The organism is Paraburkholderia ginsengiterrae, from assembly GCF_001645125.1.
Taxonomy (GTDB): Bacteria; Pseudomonadota; Gammaproteobacteria; order Burkholderiales; family Burkholderiaceae; genus Paraburkholderia; species Paraburkholderia ginsengiterrae.
On the sequence record NZ_LXKA01000360.1, the window covers coordinates 210954 to 230437 of the forward strand.

Consider the following 19484-nt stretch of genomic DNA (forward strand, 5'->3'; position numbering starts at 1 on the left):
GTCATCCTTTATTGTTGAGATTGAAGCTCACGTCCTGCCGGAGTTCGGCGAGCAAACCAGCCGCGCTGATGACGCGGGCGGTCGACTCCGCCTTCAGCGAGCGCAAACCGCGCTCAATGATGTCGATCGCTTCGGCGCTGCGGCCGGTGGCGCGCAGCAGATCGGCGAGATAGCGCGCGGCGTCCACGCGCGCCGGCACCGAACCGAACGCGAGCGCGGTGGACAGCGCCGTGCGCAATCCCAGTTCCGCCGCGTTCGTATCGCCCAGCGCCCACTGCGCGCGCGCCCGGGTGACCAGCAGCTCGCCCAGATAGACGCGCCCCTGACGGGCAAGGGTCTCGTCGATCGCGCCGGCGAGCATGGCCTCGCAGGTCTTCGCTTCGCCGGCGCGCAACAGCAGCTCGCCATGCTGCCACGCCATGAAGGAATAGAAGAGGGCGCCGCCATTGCAGACGACGTGGTTATCGAAGCCGTCGAGCATGACCGTTTCCGCTTCCACGGAATGGCCGAGCGAGCTGAGATGGCAGGCGCGGAGAATCTGGCCGACGCCCCGATAGAACGCGAATCCATTCGCAATCGACACCGACTCGAGTTCGCTCGCGAGGTGTCCGAGCCGCTCCGAGTCCTCGAACAGGCAGGCGAGCCAGGCGGCGCCCTGCAGGTTGACGGCGTGAGCGAAGGCGTGCGTGCCGGGCTCGGACGCGCGCAGGATCAACATCTCCATGGCGCGCCGCGCCTGCGAGAATGCGCCAATCTGGTAGGCGGCGAGTCCTTCGAACGTCAAGGCGAGGCTGGCGAGATCGATTCCTTGCGAGCCCGTGCGAACGTCGTTGCGCGTCACGCCAAGCAGGTTGCCGCGCGCGAGACAGGCAAGCGCTTCCTCGCTGTCGCCAAGCCAGAAGAGGGTGTTGGTCATCGCGACGTGGGCTTCATCGAGCGACACCCGGTCACCGCCGTTCTGCGCGCGCTCCAGCATGTTCTGCGCGGTCGCGCGCGCCTGCTTGAGCTCGAGCGTGGTCAGTTGCGTGGTCCAGACGCCGAACTGAATCGCGGCGATTTCCGCCGGGGTGCAGACGCCTTCGCCGATGGCCAATGCCGCGGCGTAGCAGGCGGTGGCCTCCGCGTAGAGCCAGCCGTGCACGCTGCGCAAGCTCAGGCCGAGCAGCCGGTAGGCGTCGAACTGAAGACGCCGTGCGGCCTCCGGTTCGTGGGGCGTCTGCAGCAGCTCCAGGCAGCGGCGCAGGAGCGGAATGGCTTCGGCGAACTTGGACTCGCCGACCAGCGCGCTGCCGTGATCGAGACACTTGCGCGCTTCCCGGTGATGCTCTTCGCGCGACTTCAGACGCCGCTCGATGGTCTTGCGGCCTACGCCCAGCAGCGTGGCCGCCGCGCTCTTGTTGCGCCCGGTCCGTTCGAGCGCGCGGTCGATCAGGAGGTCCTCGGCGGCGGCGAGTTTGTCGCGTCCTTCGAGTTGCAGCAACATGTCGGCGAGGCTCGTACGCGACACCGGCCCGCCGGTTTCGTTGGCGAGAAACGGCTCGAGCGAGTCGACGTCGATCTGCGTGCTCTCGGCCAGCACGCTGAGCTGGCTGATCAGGTTGCGCAATTGCCGGATGTGGCCTGGCCATGCGTGCTGGCTCAGACGCCGAAGCGCGGCCGGCGAAAACTCGAGCCGGCGCGTGTGCTGCGAGGCGAAGTGATTGACCAGCGCCGGGATGTCCTCGACGCGCTGTTCCAGTCCGGGGACGGCGAGCACGAAGACCGCGAGCCGGTAAAAGAGGTCCTCGCGGAACAGCCCTTCGCGCGCGAGCTCGCGCAAGTCGCGATGGGTCGCGGCAACAACGCGTCCCGCGAAGTGGAGACTGGTTGACGAACCAATCGGGCGGAAGGTTCGCGTTTCAAGCACACGCAAGAGTTTCGGTTGCAGCGCAAGCGGCAGTTCGCCGATTTCGTCGAGCAGCAAGGTGCCGGTGCCGACTTGCTGGAGAAGCCCCTGGCGGCTTTCGCCCGCGCCCGTGAAAGCACCTTTGGCGTGCCCGAACAGTTCGGCCTCGACGAGGTTTTCCGGAATCGCTCCGCAGTTCACGTCGACGAACGGCTGATCCTGACGCAGGCTGTGCGCGTGCACGCGACGGGCAACCAGTTCCTTGCCCGATCCGGTCGGCCCGAAAATGAGCAAAGGATGCTCGGTAGGCGCGACCCGGTCGATCATGCGGACCAGTTGACGAAACGCTGGCGCACTGCCTACGAATGCGCCGGAATCGGGCTTATCGTGAGCAAACGGCGCGACGGGGGTATAACTCATCAGGAAGTACGCTCCACACAATTCAATATGATCCGCGCGTGGCGCTACGCGGAAACAGCCGTCGGGAAGACGGCGTTTGTGCATCCATCTGGTGTCTGGCGAAGGCTTCCGGTCGCGTTGCCGGGGCCGTCCGCCGCGAGAAGAGTCAGAGTATGACGGCTAATTGCGGACATTGTCCTTTCGAAAATTAACCTCGTGACGGCGTATCCGGGATGCCACCGCGGTGGGCTGTGAACAATGTGTTGTGAGGGCTTGCCGCGATGCTGGGAGTGCGTATGGCCGGTTGATGAAAAGTAACGGTGATATCGGCGGGTAGCGATGATTCTTTAACGGTTCGGGACTTGGTGCGTGGGCAGCATACGCACCGCGAAAGCGGACATTTCTAATGATCCAGAACCGGACATTTCTATAAAGCTACGACATCTGAAATGTTGATAATTTATCTTATGTCAAATTACAAAACCGTTCGCAGACTTCTGTACGAAAACCCACCAGCCCCATAGTGCTCGAGAACCGCAAGGAAGCCGAACGGCTTCTGTTGTGGTCCGTCGTCCAGATGGACCAGCCGCTTTCGCTGGCGCGTCAGCGCACGCGGCACGCCAAACCGAGGATTACCCGCTACCTGTCGCCCGAGCTCTGGTTCGAGGTCAAAACCCGGATCCAGAACATGCCAAAGGAAACTGGCCGCGAGCGCGAGCGTTACGCGCGCGTGCGCTGGCTGTTCACCCTGCTCTAGCTCGGTGGCTTACGGATCACTGAAGTGGGTGAAAACACGATGCGCCGATTCTTCCGCCGTCGGGACGCGAACGGCGACGATCGCAGGTTCGCATATGGCAGACAGGCAGGTCGGCTTGAGGCTCCTGCGTGACAATCTCGGGCATGCCGACGATCGTCGCCATCGTGAAACCGATGAAAAGCATCGCATTGACTGGTGACCCGGACGGCCGACATTTGGCATAAGTTAACGTTGACCACTGATTCGTTCAGCCGCCGTTACCCATCGCGCCGCCGCCAACCGGTTCGAACCGTGCCAAGTATGCTCTTCGGCTTTCGATACACCTCGGAAGTCAAGATTATTTGATTACCTTGCGCCAAAAGAGCAAGTACGCAGATGCGCAGGATACGGCGAGCAAAATTGCCCACATTGGAGCCAAACTGATCAGAACAGCAGTGACGGGTAACATTTGGATTCCTAAAGGCATAACAAAACACGGGTCCGAACAAGCATTCGCCTGCACGGAACGGACAGTCTGACCAAACATATTGGTTCCGAGTGGCGATGAATTAATGCTACATCGCTACCTGATGGCAATTCTGTGGCTTCCTGTCGCACTGCCATTGATTCATGTCAAGGTTGAGCCACTGCCGAATCGGAAGGCACGGAGTTCTCCATCGTTGACATGTTTGCCCTGCTACGAAATGCGCGCTGCTGGTACTCAAGCAGCGCCTATCCTTTGAACAACGCGAAGAAGCGGGTGGAACTGCCGACAGCTACAAACGTATGCAAGGCTGGCGCACGACGCCACGATGACGCCCGTTACCCTCTCAAGACCGTCGATAGTTGTGTCATGAGCCCGGCCATTGTCAACATCACGGCCAGTGAATCGGCCGTCAGCCGTGAGATGACCGGCAAGCTCGTCACCCCATTGCGGTCGTTGCAAGAAAGTCAGAAAGATGACAAGGCTTCGTTCGACCGGGCCCCCTGCAGCAACGTGTCGCCTCGCGAAGAGGAAAACCTCGGCCGTATCGCAAAGGGCCGAACCAACAAGGAAATTGCGCGCGCGATGAACATTGCCGAAACGACGGTCAAGGCCCGCGTGCAGCACATTCCGCGCAAGCGCAAGCTCGGCTCACGCGTGCAAGCTGCAACTCACGTTGTCGCTCGGGCGTTCTGATATCCCGCACGCCTTCCTACCGATTCGCTTCGGGAAGCGTCGCCACGAACATATCGAAGAGCCTGTCGAAATCGTCTTCGAGCTTTTCGCCATCGAAGGGATCGCGGTTCGCGCCGAACACTTCGTCGAGTTCGCTCCAGTCGGACGCCGTCAGATATTTCATCGCCGCCGGCAGAATGACTTCTTCCTCCACACTGCGATGATGCTGATAGAAGCTCGCATATTCGTCCACCATCACGCGAAGCGCAGCGATCGCAGGCGGCCCTTCGAGTTCGTATCGAACAAGTGCGTCTTCGATATTGCGCAAACGGGCATCACCTTGCGCATGCTCGCTGACCAGTGCCGCAATGACCTCGTCAAGATCATGGGTTCGCTCACGCAATCGTGCAAACAGGTAACGGTCCTCCTTCGGGTGATGCACCTTCTCGGGATACTCCCGGATGTAGTAGAGCATTGCCCGAAACACCATCAGCCCAGGTGTTGCCATGCCAGCTTCGCGCAAATGGATGAAATGATTCATCCCCGAGATCACCGTCGTCAACTGCTGGTGTTCACGCATCATGACCTGAATGGCGTTACGCGCCTGCATCCACGTTCGCATTCTGATACCTCCGTATGACCGTATCGCCCCCCTTCGAACCTGTCGCATCTGCTGGCCACGACTGTCGTCCAGCGTTGCGCACGTTCAGATCCGGTTGCCTGCAGAACACCGCGGGCCTCGGGACATCAATTTCTCGTCTGTCCTTTCTCTGGGACCGCTACATCTACTATGTGCCGCTCGGGACAACCGAACTTGACACAAATCAATCCAGTCATCGACTTTTGCAAGCCCAGCTTGCGCACGAATTGTCTTGATGTCGCGGGATGACATATCAAGGGCATTGCGATGATCGAGATCAATCCGACTGATCTATGTCAATGGCCCGCCAGCCCCTTGCCGTCCAATAAGAATCGTGCGGAAACGCACGGCTACCCGACGGAGACCGACAATGAAACTGACCTTTCTCGGCGCCAGCGAGACTGTCACCGGCTCGAAGTATTTGCTTGAGGATACGGGTGTCCGCATCCTCGTCGATTGTGGGCTGTTTCAGGGCGTCAAGAACCTCCGGTTGCGCAACTGGGCTCCCCTGCCCGTTCCCGCCGATTCGCTCGAGGCTGTGATCCTCACACACGCGCATATAGACCACAGTGGCTACCTTCCGCTGCTCGTACGCAATGGTTTTCGTGGCCCCGTCTATTGCACGCCGGGAACCGCGGATCTATGCAACATCATGCTGCGCGACAGCGCGCGGCTACAGGAAGAAGAAGCGGACTTCGCGAACCGCCACGGATACTCGAAACACAAACCCGCATTGCCGCTCTACACGCTCGACGACGCACAGCGCGCGCTGCAACTGTTCGTACCGCGGGCGTTTGACGAGCCGGTCAATCTGACGCATGGGCTTTGCTTCCGCTTCCTGCGAGCGGTTCATATTCTCGGCGCAGCCAGCGTGGTTATGTGCCGGAATCACAAAATCCTCGCATTCTCCGGTGACGTGGGTCGACCCGAGGACCCCATCATGCATGCGCCGACGCGGCTTGTACATGCCGACTATCTCGTCGTCGAATCAACCTACGGTGACCGCCTGCACCCCGACAGCATTCCCGAGGACGAGCTCGCGCGGATATTCAGCCGCACGTTCGCGAAGGGCGGAATCGTCGTCATGCCGTGCTTCGCGGTGGGACGCGCGCAGGAGATTCTCTACTACATTGCAAAGCTCAAGGAAACGGGGCGGATGGCGAATGTGCCCGTCTACCTGGACAGCCCGATGGCAACGAGCGTCACGGAGGTCTACCGCAGACACCTCAACGAGCATCGGCTGACGGTCTCCGAAGCAAACGCAATCGACAAGGCAGCCATCATGGTTCGAACCGTCGATCAGTCAAAGGAGATTGCGGGACACCACGGGCCGATGGTGATCATCGCCGGTAGTGGCATGGCAACGGGTGGTCGCGTGCTGCATCACCTGCATCTGTATGCCGACGATCCTCGCAACACGATCGTGCTCGTGGGCTTCCAGGCGCCGGGCACACGCGGTGCGGCGCTGGCTGCTCACGAACCGTCAATCAAACTGCACGGCGAATACGTGCGCGTGCGTGCAACTGTCGAGTCGGTCACGTCCCTCTCGGCGCATGCCGATTATCGCGAAATGCTGCAATGGCTATCAGGTCTCGCCGATCCGCCGAAGCGGACTTTTGTAACACATGGGGAGCCCGCAGCAGCCGATGCAATGCGCAGACGTATTGCGGAAACGTTGGGCTGGCCCTGCGAGGTGCCTGTTTATCAAGAGACCGTGGAACTGGAGGGGTTATAGACCCAATGACGCCTTCAAACGCCCAGTGCTTGACATGGGGCGTCAGATCAGTCGCAGCTCCGCCGCCCGAGCGGCCGCAGCGTGACTATGAGGCACATCCTCAATGAGAAATGATGAGAGATCGATGTCCGCGATGTGCGCGAGCGACTCCTGCCTCGCTCGCGGTCCAACGATAACAGGGGCGATAAGACCCGCCCCCGTTGTCATCAGCCGTCATTTGCGGCCGCGAATCTTCGTTCCGCTGCGGGCTCGACCTGAATTAACAGTCCTCGTTGCCCGCACACCTCGCAAGCTTCGTCGCAACTGCTAATCATTCGTGCCGCCTCAAGCGACGCTGCCAAAAAAAGCCCCTCTCAGACGGCAGGGGTAACTTCCCGCATGGGGGCTTGCGTGCAGAAAGGCTATGGTTTCATGCTAGAACCCGCTGACATTGCAACATTGATCCAGATCAGCGGACTACGTTAAGCCTGCCAGACGATCAGGCTCTCAGCAGGGAGACTTGCCAAGCCTTCGTTGAGCAACTTGCAGAGTTTCCTCACGGAGCGTCGCGAGGGCGTAGTTGAACAACGTCATCGCCCCCTCCTCCTGAGATATTCAACGCCTTTCGCAACGCGTTGAGCTCCACATGCATCCGGATGATTTCATCGCTCAGACGCTTGATATCGCGATGCATCTCGTGCCGCAGCGCCCGCTCCTCCTTCCCGATAAACGCCGCAGCGATGCTCGCGAACACGAGCGATAGCATCCCGTAACCCAATAGAACGACGAACGCCGCAAAGACGCGCGACGCAGGAGTCGTCGGTGCAAAATCACCATATCCGACCGTAGCACCGCTTTTAAAAGCAAGCCATAAACCATCAGCGTAAGAATGCACCCGCGGTTCAAGCCAATAAAATCCCGCACCTGCCATCGCGAGGACGCACGCCCCTGCGACCAGCAGCCACACCAGACGGTTAGGTGTAAAAAAGCTTCGTAGAGACAGAACAATGCGAAGCGCCACGAGGCACATGAACGCCATCCGGAGAAACCACTCGGCCGGTTGCCATGGGGTCGCTCCAAAGCCGGCACTGAGCCCAGACCCGATCATGATCACCAGGTCGAGTCGGTTATGCGCGAGCCATACCTTTGGCTTTCTGCTCACGTGGTGCATCCAGGTTAGCAACGACGCAAAGCCGGCGAACATGCAAAGGTACAGCGTACGTGCAACTGTCAGCGAGAATTGGGCGGTAGCATTCAGTTCAATGTAGAAGGCAGGTATGGCGAGGAAGCTCAACGCGCAAAGCACCCAGCGGACGCGGCGCCACGCGCGAATCGCCCGAGGGCCATCGTGCGAGTCCACGCCACCCAGTCCGAAATTGCCGAGCTCGCTGTCCATGGTTTGATCAGGTGCCAAACGAGTTGCCTTCCACTGTGGCAGGTCTACGCGAACTGTCTCCTGTGCGTGACAGGCATACAGGCCAAGGCATCACGCGTTTCAGGCTATCTCAGGTCTCAGTGCCGTTTTTGACGCAGATCAGGGATACGCCTGACCGCGTTTGCAGTCGTCAAGATTGTCGTGAGCTGCTCTGGCTAGCAGGCGAAGAGTTGCGCGCATATGGCAGGCGCTTCAGGAACGGGCGGGAATACGTCCCATGATCCACTCCCGTGCCGGAAGAAAATGATGGTCAACGGTCCGCTGGAAATCAACCCTTCCAGGCGGACATTGCGCACGCGGCTAACCGGATGACGGCCGAGTTGCTCGTGATGCGATTCGACACCGGGTACGTCAGTGGTCGCATGCTCCCACCATTGCTGCACACGCAGAAAAGTGTCCCGGTAGCACTGAAAAGGCCATATGGCCCACTCGGGTGCCACGAAGCGCGGGTCTGCCAGCGTCTCCTGATCTGTCGCGCCATCGGTCTGCTGAGCCGCGGCCCCCATGGCCTCCATCGCGAGATTGAGCCGCTTGCCGGGTGAAACGGCCATATGCAACACCCAGTCGAGCCATGCAAGGATCATCGATGCGGGCGACAACCCGCCCGTCAATGCTGCCAAAGCCGCATGCGTCGCTCGATCGCGATCATCGCCATTCGCTCTGCGTAGCGGTGCAACTCGGCCCCCGTTTTCTCGAACGAGCTCGGGTGAAGTCATCGCATGTGCATCCCACCGTTGATTGCAATGTCGGCACCGGTGACAAAGGCGGCGTCATCGGAACACAGATAAGCGATGAGGCCAGCCACCTCTTCCGGGCGCCCCAGCCGCCCGACGGGAATCTGCGGGAGGATCCTTGTCTGCATGATGTCGTGAGGCACAGCTTCGACCATCGCGGTCGCCAGATAGCCCGGCGACACTGTGTTCACCGTCACACCGTGCTTCGCGACTTCAAGTGCGAGTGCTTTCGTGAACCCGTGCACGCCGGACTTGGCGGCGGAATAGTTGGTTTGTCCGAACGCCCCCCGTGACCCGTTGACCGAGCCGATATTGACGATGCGGCCAAAGCCACGCTCGACCATGCCCGCAAGCAGCGGTTTGGTCATGTTGAACAGACTGTCGAGGTCGGTGCGCATGACTGCGTCCCAGTCCGTCTTGTTCATCCGCGCAAACGATGCGTCGCGCGTAACGCCAGCGTTGTTGATCAGTACGTCGACCTTGCCCAGTTCATCGAGCACGCGTTGTGCGCAACGCTCGCACGAATCGAAGTCGGCGACGTCGACCTCGTAAGCGCGAAAGTTGCGTCCGGAATCCCGCTCTGTCATGAGCCATGTCGCGACGTGATCGTTGCGCGTCGAGTGAGACATGGCCACAGTCATCCCCGCGTCGTGAAGAGAACGGCTAATCGCCGCACCGAGCCCACCCATGCCACCTGTTACGAATGCCACACGTGCCGTTCGCATCTCAGCCTCCTGATGAAATATCCGCATTGAGTCGCGCTGCCGTCGTTCGACTGTCTCACTGTATTGGCGGGTCGCAGTTCGCGATTGATCTGCATCAACAGGCTCGCCCGTCTGGCTCATAGACTCGAAATCGCACTGTGGTTCGCTCATCAGTTCCATACGAGGCTGACGGGCGTTTTTTCCTGATGTCGCATTGAGGGACGACATGCCAATTCGCACCATTCTTGTCCTGAACGCCGGTTCTTCGAGCATCAAGTTCGCGCTGTTCTCCTGTCCAGAAGGCACAGCGAAGAATGCGAATGTTGAGCCGACGTGCACTCCGCTGCATCAGGGCGAAGTCAGTGGAATCGGCACCAAACCTGTCCTTCGTATCGACGGTGGACTGCTTGACGCGCCACCGTATTCGCAGCGCAATCCCTGGCGCGCGGCGCTCGGCGCGATTCTCGAATGGGTCGACGCGATGCGGCATGACATCGTGGTCGTGGCGGTCGCGCATCGGGTCGTGCATGGCGGTGCGCATCACATGGCCCCTGTTGTCGTCGACGCCCTGGTTTTCGATGAACTCTGCACGCTGATCCCGCTCGCGCCGCTGCACCAGCCGCACAACATCGATGCCATCGACGCCATGCGGCATGCGCTACCCGGCATCCCGCAGATCGCCGTCTTCGATACGTCGTTTCACCAGACACTGCCGCGTGTCGAACAGTTGCTGCCGCTTCCACGCGAATGGTTCGATGCCGGGGTGCGCCGGTATGGATTTCACGGTTTGTCTTACGAATACCTGTCGATTGCGATTGCCGACAGATTCGGGGCACCCGCGCGAGGCCGCGTGATCGCCGCGCACCTCGGAAACGGCGCCAGCCTGTGCGCGATGCTCGCAGGGCAAAGCGTTGCGTCGACGATGGGCTTTTCAGCTCTCGACGGCCTAATGATGGGCACGCGCAGCGGTTCGCTCGATCCGGGTGTCGTCCTGCATATGATGGAGGCGCGCGGCATGTCGCATCGCGATATGGGACGGCTGCTGTACGAGGAGGCAGGATTGAAAGGCGTCTCCGGGTACTCATCCGATGTGCGAGATCTGCTCGGACACGAAGCATCGGACGAGCGCGCGAGAGACGCACTGGCGTTGTACGTCCATCGCATCGTCCGCGAAGCCGGCGCGCTGACGGCCTTGCTGGGCGGCCTCGACATGCTGGTTTTTACCGCGGGCATCGGCGAGCATTGCGCACCCATCCGCACCCGCGTCTGTGCGGCGTTGCGCTGGCTCGGCGTTGAGATCGACGAACAGGCCAACGCGAACAACGCTCACGTCATCTCGACAGCATCGAGCTGGGTGACGGTGGTCGTCGAGCCGACGAACGAGGAGTGGATCGCCGCGCGCAGCGCGTGGCGGTTGCTGGACCGCAGCCGCACGGCGGATCCCGGCTCGCCCCGTATGCTATCGAGTCCAGCCTGATCGACTATTTATTTGCCAATCCCGGTACGTCGCTGTTGCGTTGGCTGCGCCTGCGGAATCGCGCACAATGGCATCACAAGGCAATCTGGATCGCTACACGCTGCACAATCGCCTCCCGACACGGCAGGCATACCCCGCATGAAGGCTCGGATGAAAATCAACCCGGAAACCAGTCGCGCCGCCGGATTGCGCCAGCAAAGCCTGGGCAGAGGCTTCGGCGCGCCCGCCGTACTGACTCTTCTGACCTTCGCCGTGACCGCGGGAATCACGCTCGCCGTATCGCGGCTCGTCATGCAGCAGTGGGAAGGCACAGATGAATTGGTCGCGACCCGCGCAGCAACCATTGTCCTCGTCGCCGGCATGGCGGCCTCGGCGCTCTTTGCCGTCCTTGCGTGGCTGATCGCGACGTCACGCTCCCCCATCAACCCCATGCCGGACGAAGCGCGCCGCAACGAGGCGCGCATGATGGGCATCATCCGTTCGTCGATGGAGGCGATCATCACGATCGACGACGCCCAGAACATCCTGATCTTCAACCCAACGGCGGAACGGGTCTTCGGCGTCACGGCGATGGATGCGATCGGCATGCCGCTTTCCCGTTTCATTCCGAAGCGCTTCCGTGACGCGCACGTACAACATGTCACCCGGTTCGGCGTCACAGGCATCTCCGAGCGGAAAATGGGCCAGCAACGCGTGTTGTACGGCCTGCGCGCGAACGGTGAAGAGTTCCCGCTGGAAGCGTCGATTTCGCAGATACAGGAAGATTCAGGCAAGCTCTTTACGGTGATGCTGCGGGATGTCACCGAACGCGTCAAATCGGAGAATGCGCTGAAACAGTCGCGAGAAGAACTGCGCCTGCTATCGGCCAACCTGCAGAACGTGCGGGAGGAAGAAAAAACGCGCATTGCGCGCGAGCTTCACGACGATCTCGGGCAGCAATTGACGGCTCTGAAGATGGATCTTTCCGCTGTAGAACAGGATCTGGCTGCCAATCGCGACGCGGCCGGCCCGGTCGACAGCAGCGTGTCGAACCAGTTGCGCGGCATGCGCCGCATGATCGACTCGACCGTGGCGTCGCTGCGCCGCATCGCCGCCGACCTCCGGCCGGTCATGCTCGACGATCTTGGCCTCGCGCCCGCAATCGAATGGCTCGCGAACGATTTCACGAGCCGTTACGGCATCGATATCACGCGCAGAATCGATCCGGGCAACGTCGTCTTTACGAAGGAAGGCGCGACGGCTGTCTTCCGGATCGTCCAGGAGGCACTCACCAACGTCGCCCGTCACGCCGATGCGACCGCCGTTGAACTGACGCTTCAGGCGAGCGATCAGCACTACCTGCTCCGGATCGAGGACAATGGACGCGGCGCCAGCCAGCATGCAAGCCCGAATGCCGGTCCGGACAAGTCGTTCGGTCTGATCGGCGTGCGCGAACGCGCGTACATGCTGGGCGGCACCGTCCAGATCGACACCGCAGAAAACAAGGGCTTTGCAATCACCGTCAAGTTCCCCTTGCAGTCCGTGCAACAGGAAGAGGCCCACCGATGATCAAGGTATTGCTGGCTGACGACCATACGCTTGTACGCGATGGGCTCCGCCATATCCTCCAGAAGGCAAGCGGATTCGAGGTGGCGGGGGAAGCATGGGACAGCGTCACGACCATTGCCCTCGTGCGCTCGACCGATGCACATGTGCTCCTGCTCGATCTGTCGATGCCCGGCCGTAACGGCATCGAGCTCATCAAACAGATCAAGGATGAAAAACCGGGTCTGCGCGTGCTCGTGCTGACCATGCACGCGGAGCAGCAATATGCCGTGCGTGCGTTCAAAGCGGGGGCATCCGGCTATCTGACCAAGGAAAGCGCGAGCACGGAACTGGTCGGCGCGGTGACGAAAATCGCTTCCGGCGGTGTCTATGTGAGCCTCGCGATGGCGGAGCGTTTCGCGCAGAATCTCAACGAGCCGGTCGAAGCTATGCCACATCAGCGCCTGTCCGACCGCGAATTCGACGTCTTCCGGCGCATCGTCGCGGGCCAGAGCATCACGGAGATCGCACACGAGCTGTGCGTCAGCGTCAAGACTGTCAGCACACACAAGACGCGTATCCTCGAAAAAATGCAGATGCCCAATGAGAACGGGCTCGTGCGCTATGCGATCCGCCACAAGCTTTTCGACGACGAAAACGACGTCTGACCTTTAACATCCCCTCCCCGCCGCATCACGCAGGAAATCGCGTAGGAATATTCCTACAGCAACTACCCGCGCTCCTATCTTCGCTTAAATCCCGACCGATATATTTTTGAGATGCGGTCGCCGATACTGGTTGACATGGATACCGCAACGTCAACCCTCGTAACGAAGGTCTATCTCGTCGACGACACGCTCGAGGTCAGGCGGCGGTTTGCGCGTCTGCTCGCCGCCATTCCGGGCGTTGCCATTGCCGGTGAATCCGAAGACACGGACGAGGCGCTGGCAGGCATCCTTGCAAGCCATGCGGACGTCGTTGTCCTCGATATAAGGCTTGCTGGCCAGACGAACCTTGGACTGATCAAAGCACTATCCCGGGCAAAGCCGACCATCGTGAAGATCGCACTTACGAACTATTCCGGCGCCGCTTTTCGCCGGGCGTGCGAAGTGGCAGGCGCGGATTTCTTCTTCGACAAAACGTCGGAGTTCGACAAGGCCTGCCGCACTATCCATTCCATCGTCAACGCGCGTACCGCGCGACATGCTGTTTGAACAGGAGCTGATCATGCAAGTTGCACCAGCCCGCGAAGCACAACGCCTTTCGGCGCACGCCCCTACCGTGATACCGATTCATGCCGTCACGCCGGGCAGCGTGTCACGGCACGGTACGCCCCGCTGCTCAGCCTGTTCAATGCGCTCGATCTGCATGCCGCCCGAGCTGAGCGCCGACGAACTGGCCAAACTCGATGCGGTCATCTGTACGACGCGTTCCGTCAAGCGCGGCGACACGCTCTACCGGGCAGGCGACATGTTCCAGAGCATTTACGCTGTGCGTGTCGGTTCGTTCAAGACTGTGCTCATGCACCGCGATGGCCGTGAGCAGGTCACCGGCTTTCAGATTGCAGGTGAAGCGCTCGGTCTCGACGGTGTTTGCGGCGGCAACCACAACTGCGATGCGATCGCTCTCGAAGACAGCATCGTCTGCATCATTCCCTTCGCGCAACTCGAAGCCATCTGCCGCGAGATCAAATCGATGCAGCATCACATCTATCAGATGATGAGCAGCGAGATCGTCCGCGAATCGAGCCAGATGATGCTGCTTGGCACGATGACAGCCGAACAGCGGGTCGCGACGTTTCTGCTCAATCTGTCCAGACGCTTCAAGGCGCGCGGATTCTCGCCTGCGGAATTTCATCTACGCATGACACGCGAAGAAATCGGCTGTTATCTCGGCATGAAGCTCGAGACAGTAAGCCGCATGTTCTCGAAGTTCCAGCGAGAGCGGCTCGTGCATGCCAACGGCAAGACGGTCCACATCGTCGATCCGGAAGGACTCGCACAGGTCTGACGCGATCTTGCAGGATTCGGTACGTCGCATACGTGCCGACCGTCTGGAAGGTTGATCTGCCTCAAAGCAGTTGCGCTTCGCGTTGCAATACGCAGTGCTTGCCCCGTCGAATCACAACACGCAACCCTGGCAATTCATTGTCGATGGCGATACGGTACAGGTATGCGCTGACCGGATGCGCGCGCTTCCGGTTGTCGATCCATTCGATCGCGAGCTGCTCATCAGTTGCGGTGCGGCACTCTTCAATCTTCGCGTCGCACTCGGTCGCTTCCGTCTGGCCTACGCTATCACCCTGTTTCCATCCGAGTCGGACCCCGACATCGTGGCGCTCGTGCGCGTATCACGCGAAGGTCATTGGGACGCGCAACTCACGGGCCTCTTTGGCGCGCTGACGGCGCGCGTGACAACGCGAGCGCCATTCGTTAATGAACCCATCCCGGCATCGCTGCAACAGAAACTGATTGATGCGTGCGACGCGGAAGGCACGATGGCATGCTGCGTGGATGGACTTGTTGAACGCCAAGCCATCGCGGACCTGATTGCCGAGTCGGACCAAATGCAATTCGCCGATCCGCGTTTTCGTCGCGAACTCGCGAGCTGGATTCATCCGCAGCGACGCAACGACGGCATGCCCGCTTACGGCACCGCTGTTGGCGGGTTGCTCGATTTTGCGTCACCACTTCTGAAGCTTCGTCCACATGCATCCCTTTGACCTGGCTCAAGAACGATCACCGGCCGCACGATAGATTGAAAGTATCCGCTATCAAGGAGCCCTTGCCGTGATCCGCGCGCCTCTATCCGCATTACTCGTCTTCGCGTCAGGCTGCTTGCTGGCCGCATCACAAACCGCGTTCGCGCAGCGCAATGAACCAACTGAACTGGTCGATCAGCAGCATTGCATGTTCTGCCATACGTCGGATGCGCCGTTCCTCGCTCCGTCGTTTCATCAGATAGCCGACCGGTACCGCGACCAGCCCAACGCGACGGCCGTGCTCGAACACAAGCTGCGGATGGGCGGACGCGCGCACTGGGGCGATACGGCCATGCCGTTGCCCGCGGAGCGTGGCGGCCCGCTATCCGCGGCTGATGCGCACACGCTGATCGAATGGGTGATGTCCCAGTGATGCGTTGCGCGCTGGAGGTCTGAATCATCGTTTTCAAAGGAGGCTTTGATGAGAATCACCGTCCACCTCGATACATTCGAATGCGCCGATCTCGCCGTCTACGCCATTCTCTGGCTCGACCGCGAAGCACGCAAATGGTCGCGTGAGGGGCATGCTGTAATCGATGTTCCTGAATGGGGCAAGCTCGGCTATTCGAACGGCGGCACGCGAATTTATGACGCTGCGGGTACGCATCGATTCTGCGAGTTGTCGGGTCTCGATCTCACCTCACCGGGAGGTCCGTTCGAAGGCGAATCAGGCCAAGTGCTCTGGTACCGACACGCACATCGTGCGCCCGTGGTCGGTCAATGGCATGTGCAGTGCGTCGACGAGCATGACGTGGAGCCCGAAAACGGCGTCTTTGCAGATGGAGACGTAGTGTTACATCCGTCTACATGGCGTCAACCTGGAGCACCTGATGATTCTGCGTGAATACAGAAATGATTTGCCTCTGTCCGCCGACCAGCTCTATCGCATCGACGCCTGGTGGCGAGCCGCCAACTATCTTTCAGTCGGGCAAATTTATCTGCTCGCCAATCCGCTCCTGCGTGAGCCACTCGAACCCGCTCATGTAAAGCCGCGCCTTCTCGGACATTGGGGCACGACGCCCGGCCTGAATTTCATCTATGTGCATCTGAACCGGCTCATCAACGAACACGACATCGACATGCTGTTCATTGCTGGCCCGGGGCATGGCGGTCCTGCCGCGCTCGCCAACGCCTGGCTCGAAGGCACGTACAGTGAAACGTACGCGAACGTGCCGCAGGACGCAGCGGGCATGGCCACGCTCTTCAGGCAGTTCAGCTTTCCGGGCGGCGTGCCGAGCCATGTCTCCGCACATACGCCTGGCTCGATTCATGAGGGTGGCGAACTCGGCTATTCGCTGTCGCACGCGTTTGGTGCAGCATTCGATCATCCGAATCTGATCGTTGCGTGCGTGGTTGGCGACGGCGAAGCCGAAACTGGCCCTCTCGCCACGGCATGGCATTCGAACAAATTCCTGAACCCCGCCACCGGCATTGGAATCTGGGAGTGGGCAAGCAATGACGCAGGCAGCAATCCCGACGTCGTCATGGCGTGTGCGGGCGACGTGCCCACGCTGGAAACGCTGGCGGCTGTCGATCTGTTGCACGCGCACCTGCCTGCACTGCGCGTGCGAGTCGTCAACGTTGTCGATCTGATGACGCTCGAATCGTCCACTGCTCATCCGCACGGGCTCAGTGACGACGAGTTCGACACACTCTTTACCGTTGACCGTCCTGTGATTTTCGCCCATCACAGCTATCCCGCATTGATTCACCGGCTCACCTACCGCCGTCGGAATCACGCGAACTTCCACGTCCACGGCTTCATCGAGGAAGGGGCAACGACGACTCCTTTCGACATGACCGTATTGAACAGACTCGATCGCTTCCATCTGTGCGAAGCGGTGATCGATCATGTCGAAGGCTTGGCGTCGCAAGCCGCGCATGTTCGGCAGGCGATGCGGGACAAACTTGTCGAACATCGACAGTATGTCGATCAGCATGGAGACGATCTGCCCGAAATCAGAAACTGGCGATGGCTCGTCCAAACATAAGGCAGGGAGCGGCGCAGAAACTACGGGCCGTTGGTGGCATTGATCCCTTACGGCATGTCAACCGCTTTCTTGACCTGAAATGCCTCAGAACGCTTGAGTTCGATCCAGACCGCTCCTTCGCGCAGCCCCGCGAGCACGGCTTCGCGCTCAGTGGGAAATGTCTCGTGATTCCTGAAGGCATGCGTAAATTCGCCGTTCTGGGTACGATGGCTTACGTGAATTTCGCCGCAAAATTGGCCGTCCGTTGCCGGTATGGTTTGGACCCGCACGGACCACTCATTTTCCTCGATCTTCCCTGTCAGTGCCACGGTCACTCCTTTGATGCAAAGTGGGCCGCGAGCCACGCTTTACCTGGCTAACGCGACGACGGCCCAGTTCTCTCAGGCTTGTTTGCACAGCATCTAATTGATTTCGATCCGCTTGCGATCGGAAGACGCTTTCTTCGGCAAGGTCAAAGACAGGACACCGTCTTTATATTCGGCCGTCGCTTTGCACTCGTCGATCACGCTGGCGAGGGTAAATGACCGGCTGAATGATCCCGAGTAACGTTCGCGCCGAATCACCCGTTCGCCTTCTTTTTGTTCTTTGCTGCGTTCGACCTTTGCGTTGATCGTCACGGCCGAGCCTTCGATCTGGACGTCGATGTTGTTTCGATCAATGCCCGGCAGTTCCGCTTTGACCGAATAGGCCGTGTCGGATTCGGCGACGTCGATCTTGATCGGAGACAGGTCGGGTTCCTCTGCGACCGACAGGCCTTTGAAAGGCCGGAAGAGACCGTGAAACAGTTCAGGAATGGGATCCATGAACGGGTCGTAACGAGTCAGGTTGCTCATAGCATGCTCTCCAGAAATATTCGTGCCGTATGCCGGCATGTGCTTCAGGGGCGTCACCGGCAGATCGAACGTGCGGCGCGCAGCCAGGTGGCAGGGATGCCCCTGAGATGACCTCTAAGCGCCCGCGTCGCGTGCTTTGCGTCCGTACTGTCAGCGTATCGTTGGGCGCGCTGGCACGATTGATCCAGGTCAACGGGCTACTCGCCTGCTTGCCACTTGCCGCCGGGACGGAGACCTTCACGCGGTCGTCGAACGCGGCAGAACACAGCCTCACGCGCACATCCCATGAGGTAGATCATGTGATCGAAAACTGATATAAATCAAAGGCATGAGGCAGGTCGTGCCTCACCACACACGCGTGGAGGCGCGATGGGACCGTCGAGTAGCGAACCTTCCCGCTTTGCCGGCGCGGCGTCCGTATCCGACGTTCCGCTTGAGGACCGCTACTTTCTGTTGATCGAGGCGGTTGAGGATTACGCGATCTTCATGCTGGACACTTCCGGATGCGTGACGAGCTGGAACCCGGGTGCGCAGCGCATCAAGGGTTACACGCCTGACGAGATCATCGGCCAGCATTTCTCGGCGTTTTATACCCCAGAAGATATTGCTGCGGGCAAACCCACCCGCGAACTCGAAATCGCCGCAGCCAAAGGCCGTGTCGAAGACGAAGGTTGGCGGGTGAGGCGTGATGGCTCGCGCTTCTGGGCCAATGTGGTCATTTCTGCGGTGTGCGACGCGTCTGGCGCCTTGCTCGGCTTCGCCAAAGTGACGCGCGACATGACCGAACGAATGCGCCTCGCGGAACTCGAACGCGCCGTCGAAGTGACGACCCAAGTGCAAATCACACGGGAGAACGAGCAGAAGCGCATCGCCCGCGAACTCCACGACGACCTCGGACAGCAATTGACCGCGCTGAAGATGAGTGTCGCCCTGCTCGAATCAAACCTGGCCGACCAGACTGTAGCGGCGTCTCTCATATCGGAAACGCATGAACTGCAGACGCAGATCGATTCAATGGTGGCTTCGCTGCGGCGTATCGCCGCCGATTTGCGGCCGCCGCTACTCGATGACCTTGGACTGACATCCGCACTCGACTGGCTCGCGGAAGATTTCGTGAAGCGCTATGGCGTCGATGTGACCGTGCATGTTGAATCGGACGAGCCCGCGTTCAACGAATTCGCGTCGACGACACTATTTCGCATCGTTCAGGAGGCGTTGACCAATGTCGCACGCCATGCGAGCGCAAGCCGCGTGAGAATCGAGATGGCTTGCGCGGAAGACACCCTCTCGCTCGAAATCGAAGATAACGGAATGGGTGTGGCGCTGGACCGTCCGCCTGAAAAGACTTCGTTTGGCTTGCTTGGCATTCGTGAGCGGGTGCGGCAGTTGCAAGGCAGCGTATCGTTTTTCAGCTCACCAGGCAGCGGATTTCGCATTTCGATCCGCGTGCCGCTCGCCGCGCTCGAGTAACCGAAGGGTAGCGCGGGTGGCA

The 19484-nt window shown here is 60.1% G+C and carries 17 protein-coding genes and 3 pseudogenes; 13 read left to right on the forward strand and 7 right to left on the reverse strand.

All coding sequences use genetic code 11. The annotated features are described in order from the left end of the window. Position 1: 1 nt before the first annotated feature. Positions 2 to 2305 (reverse strand): sigma-54-dependent transcriptional regulator, encoded by a 2304-nt coding sequence (locus A6V37_RS33495; protein WP_064286790.1) that lies wholly within the window; start codon positions 2303 to 2305, stop codon positions 2 to 4. Between the two features lie 565 nt (positions 2306 to 2870). On the opposite strand from A6V37_RS33495, the pseudogene A6V37_RS40240 reads away from it, so the two are divergent. Both A6V37_RS40240 and A6V37_RS33505 read left to right on the forward strand, forming a co-directional pair. Next, a pseudogene (locus A6V37_RS40240) lies at positions 2871 to 3240 on the forward strand (hypothetical protein); the annotation flags it as partial. A 465-nt stretch (positions 3241 to 3705) separates the two neighbouring features. Continuing rightward, on the forward strand, positions 3706 to 4200 hold the full coding sequence (locus A6V37_RS33505; RefSeq protein WP_082902705.1) for a LuxR C-terminal-related transcriptional regulator: 495 nt from the start codon (positions 3706 to 3708) through the stop codon (positions 4198 to 4200). A gap of 16 nt (positions 4201 to 4216) precedes the next feature. Here the strand turns inward: A6V37_RS33505 and A6V37_RS33510 are convergent, their stop codons facing one another. Then, the gene (locus A6V37_RS33510; protein WP_242665801.1) at positions 4217 to 4801 is read right to left on the reverse strand and encodes a hemerythrin domain-containing protein; all 585 of its coding nucleotides are present in this window, start codon (positions 4799 to 4801) and stop codon (positions 4217 to 4219) included. A 388-nt stretch (positions 4802 to 5189) separates the two neighbouring features. On the opposite strand from A6V37_RS33510, the gene A6V37_RS33515 reads away from it, so the two are divergent. Further along, positions 5190 to 6554 carry an MBL fold metallo-hydrolase RNA specificity domain-containing protein gene (locus A6V37_RS33515; protein WP_064267933.1) on the forward strand — a complete coding sequence of 455 codons (1365 nt, stop codon included), beginning with the start codon at positions 5190 to 5192 and terminating at the stop codon, positions 6552 to 6554. Between the two features lie 535 nt (positions 6555 to 7089). Here the strand turns inward: A6V37_RS33515 and A6V37_RS33520 are convergent. The 3 genes from A6V37_RS33520 to phbB all read right to left on the reverse strand — a co-directional run bounded on the left by A6V37_RS33520 (position 7090) and on the right by phbB (position 9427). Further along, positions 7090 to 7929: a potassium channel family protein gene (locus A6V37_RS33520; protein WP_064267934.1), complete on the reverse strand. Its 840-nt coding sequence runs from the start codon at positions 7927 to 7929 to the stop codon at positions 7090 to 7092. Between the two features lie 194 nt (positions 7930 to 8123). After that, on the reverse strand, positions 8124 to 8684 hold the full coding sequence (locus A6V37_RS33525; RefSeq protein WP_082902706.1) for a poly-beta-hydroxybutyrate polymerase N-terminal domain-containing protein: 561 nt from the start codon (positions 8682 to 8684) through the stop codon (positions 8124 to 8126). Then, positions 8681 to 9427, reverse strand: a complete 747-nt coding sequence (gene phbB / locus A6V37_RS33530) for an acetoacetyl-CoA reductase (protein WP_064267936.1) — start codon at positions 9425 to 9427, stop codon at positions 8681 to 8683. Before phbB ends, A6V37_RS33525 begins: the two co-directional genes overlap by 4 nt. A gap of 205 nt (positions 9428 to 9632) precedes the next feature. Here phbB and A6V37_RS33535 point away from each other — a divergent pair, with 205 nt between their 5' ends. The 9 genes and pseudogenes from A6V37_RS33535 (at position 9633) to A6V37_RS33575 (ending at position 17159) form a co-directional block, all read left to right on the forward strand. Beyond that, a complete protein-coding gene (locus A6V37_RS33535) occupies positions 9633 to 10883 on the forward strand; it encodes an acetate/propionate family kinase (RefSeq protein WP_064267937.1) in 1251 nt (416 codons plus the stop codon). 261 nt (positions 10884 to 11144) lie between these two features. Continuing rightward, a pseudogene (locus A6V37_RS33540) lies at positions 11145 to 12431 on the forward strand (PAS domain-containing sensor histidine kinase); the annotation flags it as partial. Further along, entirely contained in the window at positions 12428 to 13075 is a 648-nt protein-coding gene (locus tag A6V37_RS33545) for a response regulator (RefSeq protein WP_064267939.1), read from the forward strand. The pseudogene A6V37_RS33540 and the gene A6V37_RS33545, both read left to right, overlap by 4 nt. A 135-nt stretch (positions 13076 to 13210) precedes the next feature. After that, entirely contained in the window at positions 13211 to 13621 is a 411-nt protein-coding gene (locus tag A6V37_RS33550) for a response regulator (protein WP_064267940.1), read from the forward strand. Between the two features lie 13 nt (positions 13622 to 13634). Next, positions 13635 to 14417, forward strand: a complete 783-nt coding sequence (fnr, locus tag A6V37_RS33555) for a fumarate/nitrate reduction transcriptional regulator Fnr (protein ID WP_064267992.1) — start codon at positions 13635 to 13637, stop codon at positions 14415 to 14417. Positions 14418 to 14481: 64 nt separating this feature from the next. Then, positions 14482 to 15102 (forward strand): annotated as a pseudogene (locus A6V37_RS33560) (Acg family FMN-binding oxidoreductase); the annotation flags it as partial. Between the two features lie 142 nt (positions 15103 to 15244). Further along, complete coding sequence (locus A6V37_RS41045; protein ID WP_423213119.1) at positions 15245 to 15541, forward strand: c-type cytochrome; 297 nt, start codon at positions 15245 to 15247, stop codon at positions 15539 to 15541. Between the two features lie 48 nt (positions 15542 to 15589). Further along, positions 15590 to 16012 (forward strand): DUF3564 domain-containing protein, encoded by a 423-nt coding sequence (locus A6V37_RS41050; protein ID WP_064267943.1) that lies wholly within the window; start codon positions 15590 to 15592, stop codon positions 16010 to 16012. Next, positions 15999 to 17159 carry a phosphoketolase family protein gene (locus tag A6V37_RS33575; RefSeq protein WP_064267944.1) on the forward strand — a complete coding sequence of 387 codons (1161 nt, stop codon included), beginning with the start codon at positions 15999 to 16001 and terminating at the stop codon, positions 17157 to 17159. Before A6V37_RS41050 ends, A6V37_RS33575 begins: the two co-directional genes overlap by 14 nt. A gap of 47 nt (positions 17160 to 17206) precedes the next feature. On the opposite strand, the gene A6V37_RS33580 is transcribed toward A6V37_RS33575, so the two are convergent. Next, positions 17207 to 17467, reverse strand: a complete 261-nt coding sequence (locus A6V37_RS33580) for a hypothetical protein (RefSeq protein ID WP_064267946.1) — start codon at positions 17465 to 17467, stop codon at positions 17207 to 17209. 93 nt (positions 17468 to 17560) lie between these two features. After that, the gene (locus A6V37_RS33585; protein WP_064267947.1) at positions 17561 to 17992 is read right to left on the reverse strand and encodes an Hsp20/alpha crystallin family protein; all 432 of its coding nucleotides are present in this window, start codon (positions 17990 to 17992) and stop codon (positions 17561 to 17563) included. 369 nt (positions 17993 to 18361) lie between these two features. On the opposite strand from A6V37_RS33585, the gene A6V37_RS33590 reads away from it, so the two are divergent. Continuing rightward, complete coding sequence (locus A6V37_RS33590) at positions 18362 to 19462, forward strand: PAS domain-containing sensor histidine kinase (protein ID WP_064267949.1); 1101 nt, start codon at positions 18362 to 18364, stop codon at positions 19460 to 19462. Positions 19463 to 19484: the final 22 nt, after the last annotated feature.

Bases quoted from the DNA above. Each gene is read 5' to 3' on its own strand.
- A6V37_RS33585 (WP_064267947.1), bottom strand. From the start codon at position 17,992: ATGAGCAACCTGACTCGTTACGACCCGTTCATGGATCCCATTCCTGAA.
- A6V37_RS33505 (WP_082902705.1), top strand. From the start codon at position 3,706: ATGTTTGCCCTGCTACGAAATGCGCGCTGCTGGTACTCAAGCAGCGCC.
- A6V37_RS33545 (WP_064267939.1), top strand. From the start codon at position 12,428: ATGATCAAGGTATTGCTGGCTGACGACCATACGCTTGTACGCGATGGG.
- A6V37_RS33515 (WP_064267933.1), top strand. From the start codon at position 5,190: ATGAAACTGACCTTTCTCGGCGCCAGCGAGACTGTCACCGGCTCGAAG.
- A6V37_RS33535 (WP_064267937.1), top strand. From the start codon at position 9,633: ATGCCAATTCGCACCATTCTTGTCCTGAACGCCGGTTCTTCGAGCATC.
- A6V37_RS33575 (WP_064267944.1), top strand. From the start codon at position 15,999: ATGATTCTGCGTGAATACAGAAATGATTTGCCTCTGTCCGCCGACCAG.
- A6V37_RS33520 (WP_064267934.1), bottom strand. From the start codon at position 7,929: ATGGACAGCGAGCTCGGCAATTTCGGACTGGGTGGCGTGGACTCGCAC.
- A6V37_RS33510 (WP_242665801.1), bottom strand. From the start codon at position 4,801: ATGCGAACGTGGATGCAGGCGCGTAACGCCATTCAGGTCATGATGCGT.
- phbB (WP_064267936.1), bottom strand. From the start codon at position 9,427: ATGCGAACGGCACGTGTGGCATTCGTAACAGGTGGCATGGGTGGGCTC.
- A6V37_RS33590 (WP_064267949.1), top strand. From the start codon at position 18,362: ATGGGACCGTCGAGTAGCGAACCTTCCCGCTTTGCCGGCGCGGCGTCC.
- A6V37_RS33550 (WP_064267940.1), top strand. From the start codon at position 13,211: ATGGATACCGCAACGTCAACCCTCGTAACGAAGGTCTATCTCGTCGAC.
- A6V37_RS33495 (WP_064286790.1), bottom strand. From the start codon at position 2,305: ATGAGTTATACCCCCGTCGCGCCGTTTGCTCACGATAAGCCCGATTCC.
- A6V37_RS33525 (WP_082902706.1), bottom strand. From the start codon at position 8,684: ATGACTTCACCCGAGCTCGTTCGAGAAAACGGGGGCCGAGTTGCACCG.
- fnr (WP_064267992.1), top strand. From the start codon at position 13,635: ATGCAAGTTGCACCAGCCCGCGAAGCACAACGCCTTTCGGCGCACGCC.
- A6V37_RS41050 (WP_064267943.1), top strand. From the start codon at position 15,590: ATGAGAATCACCGTCCACCTCGATACATTCGAATGCGCCGATCTCGCC.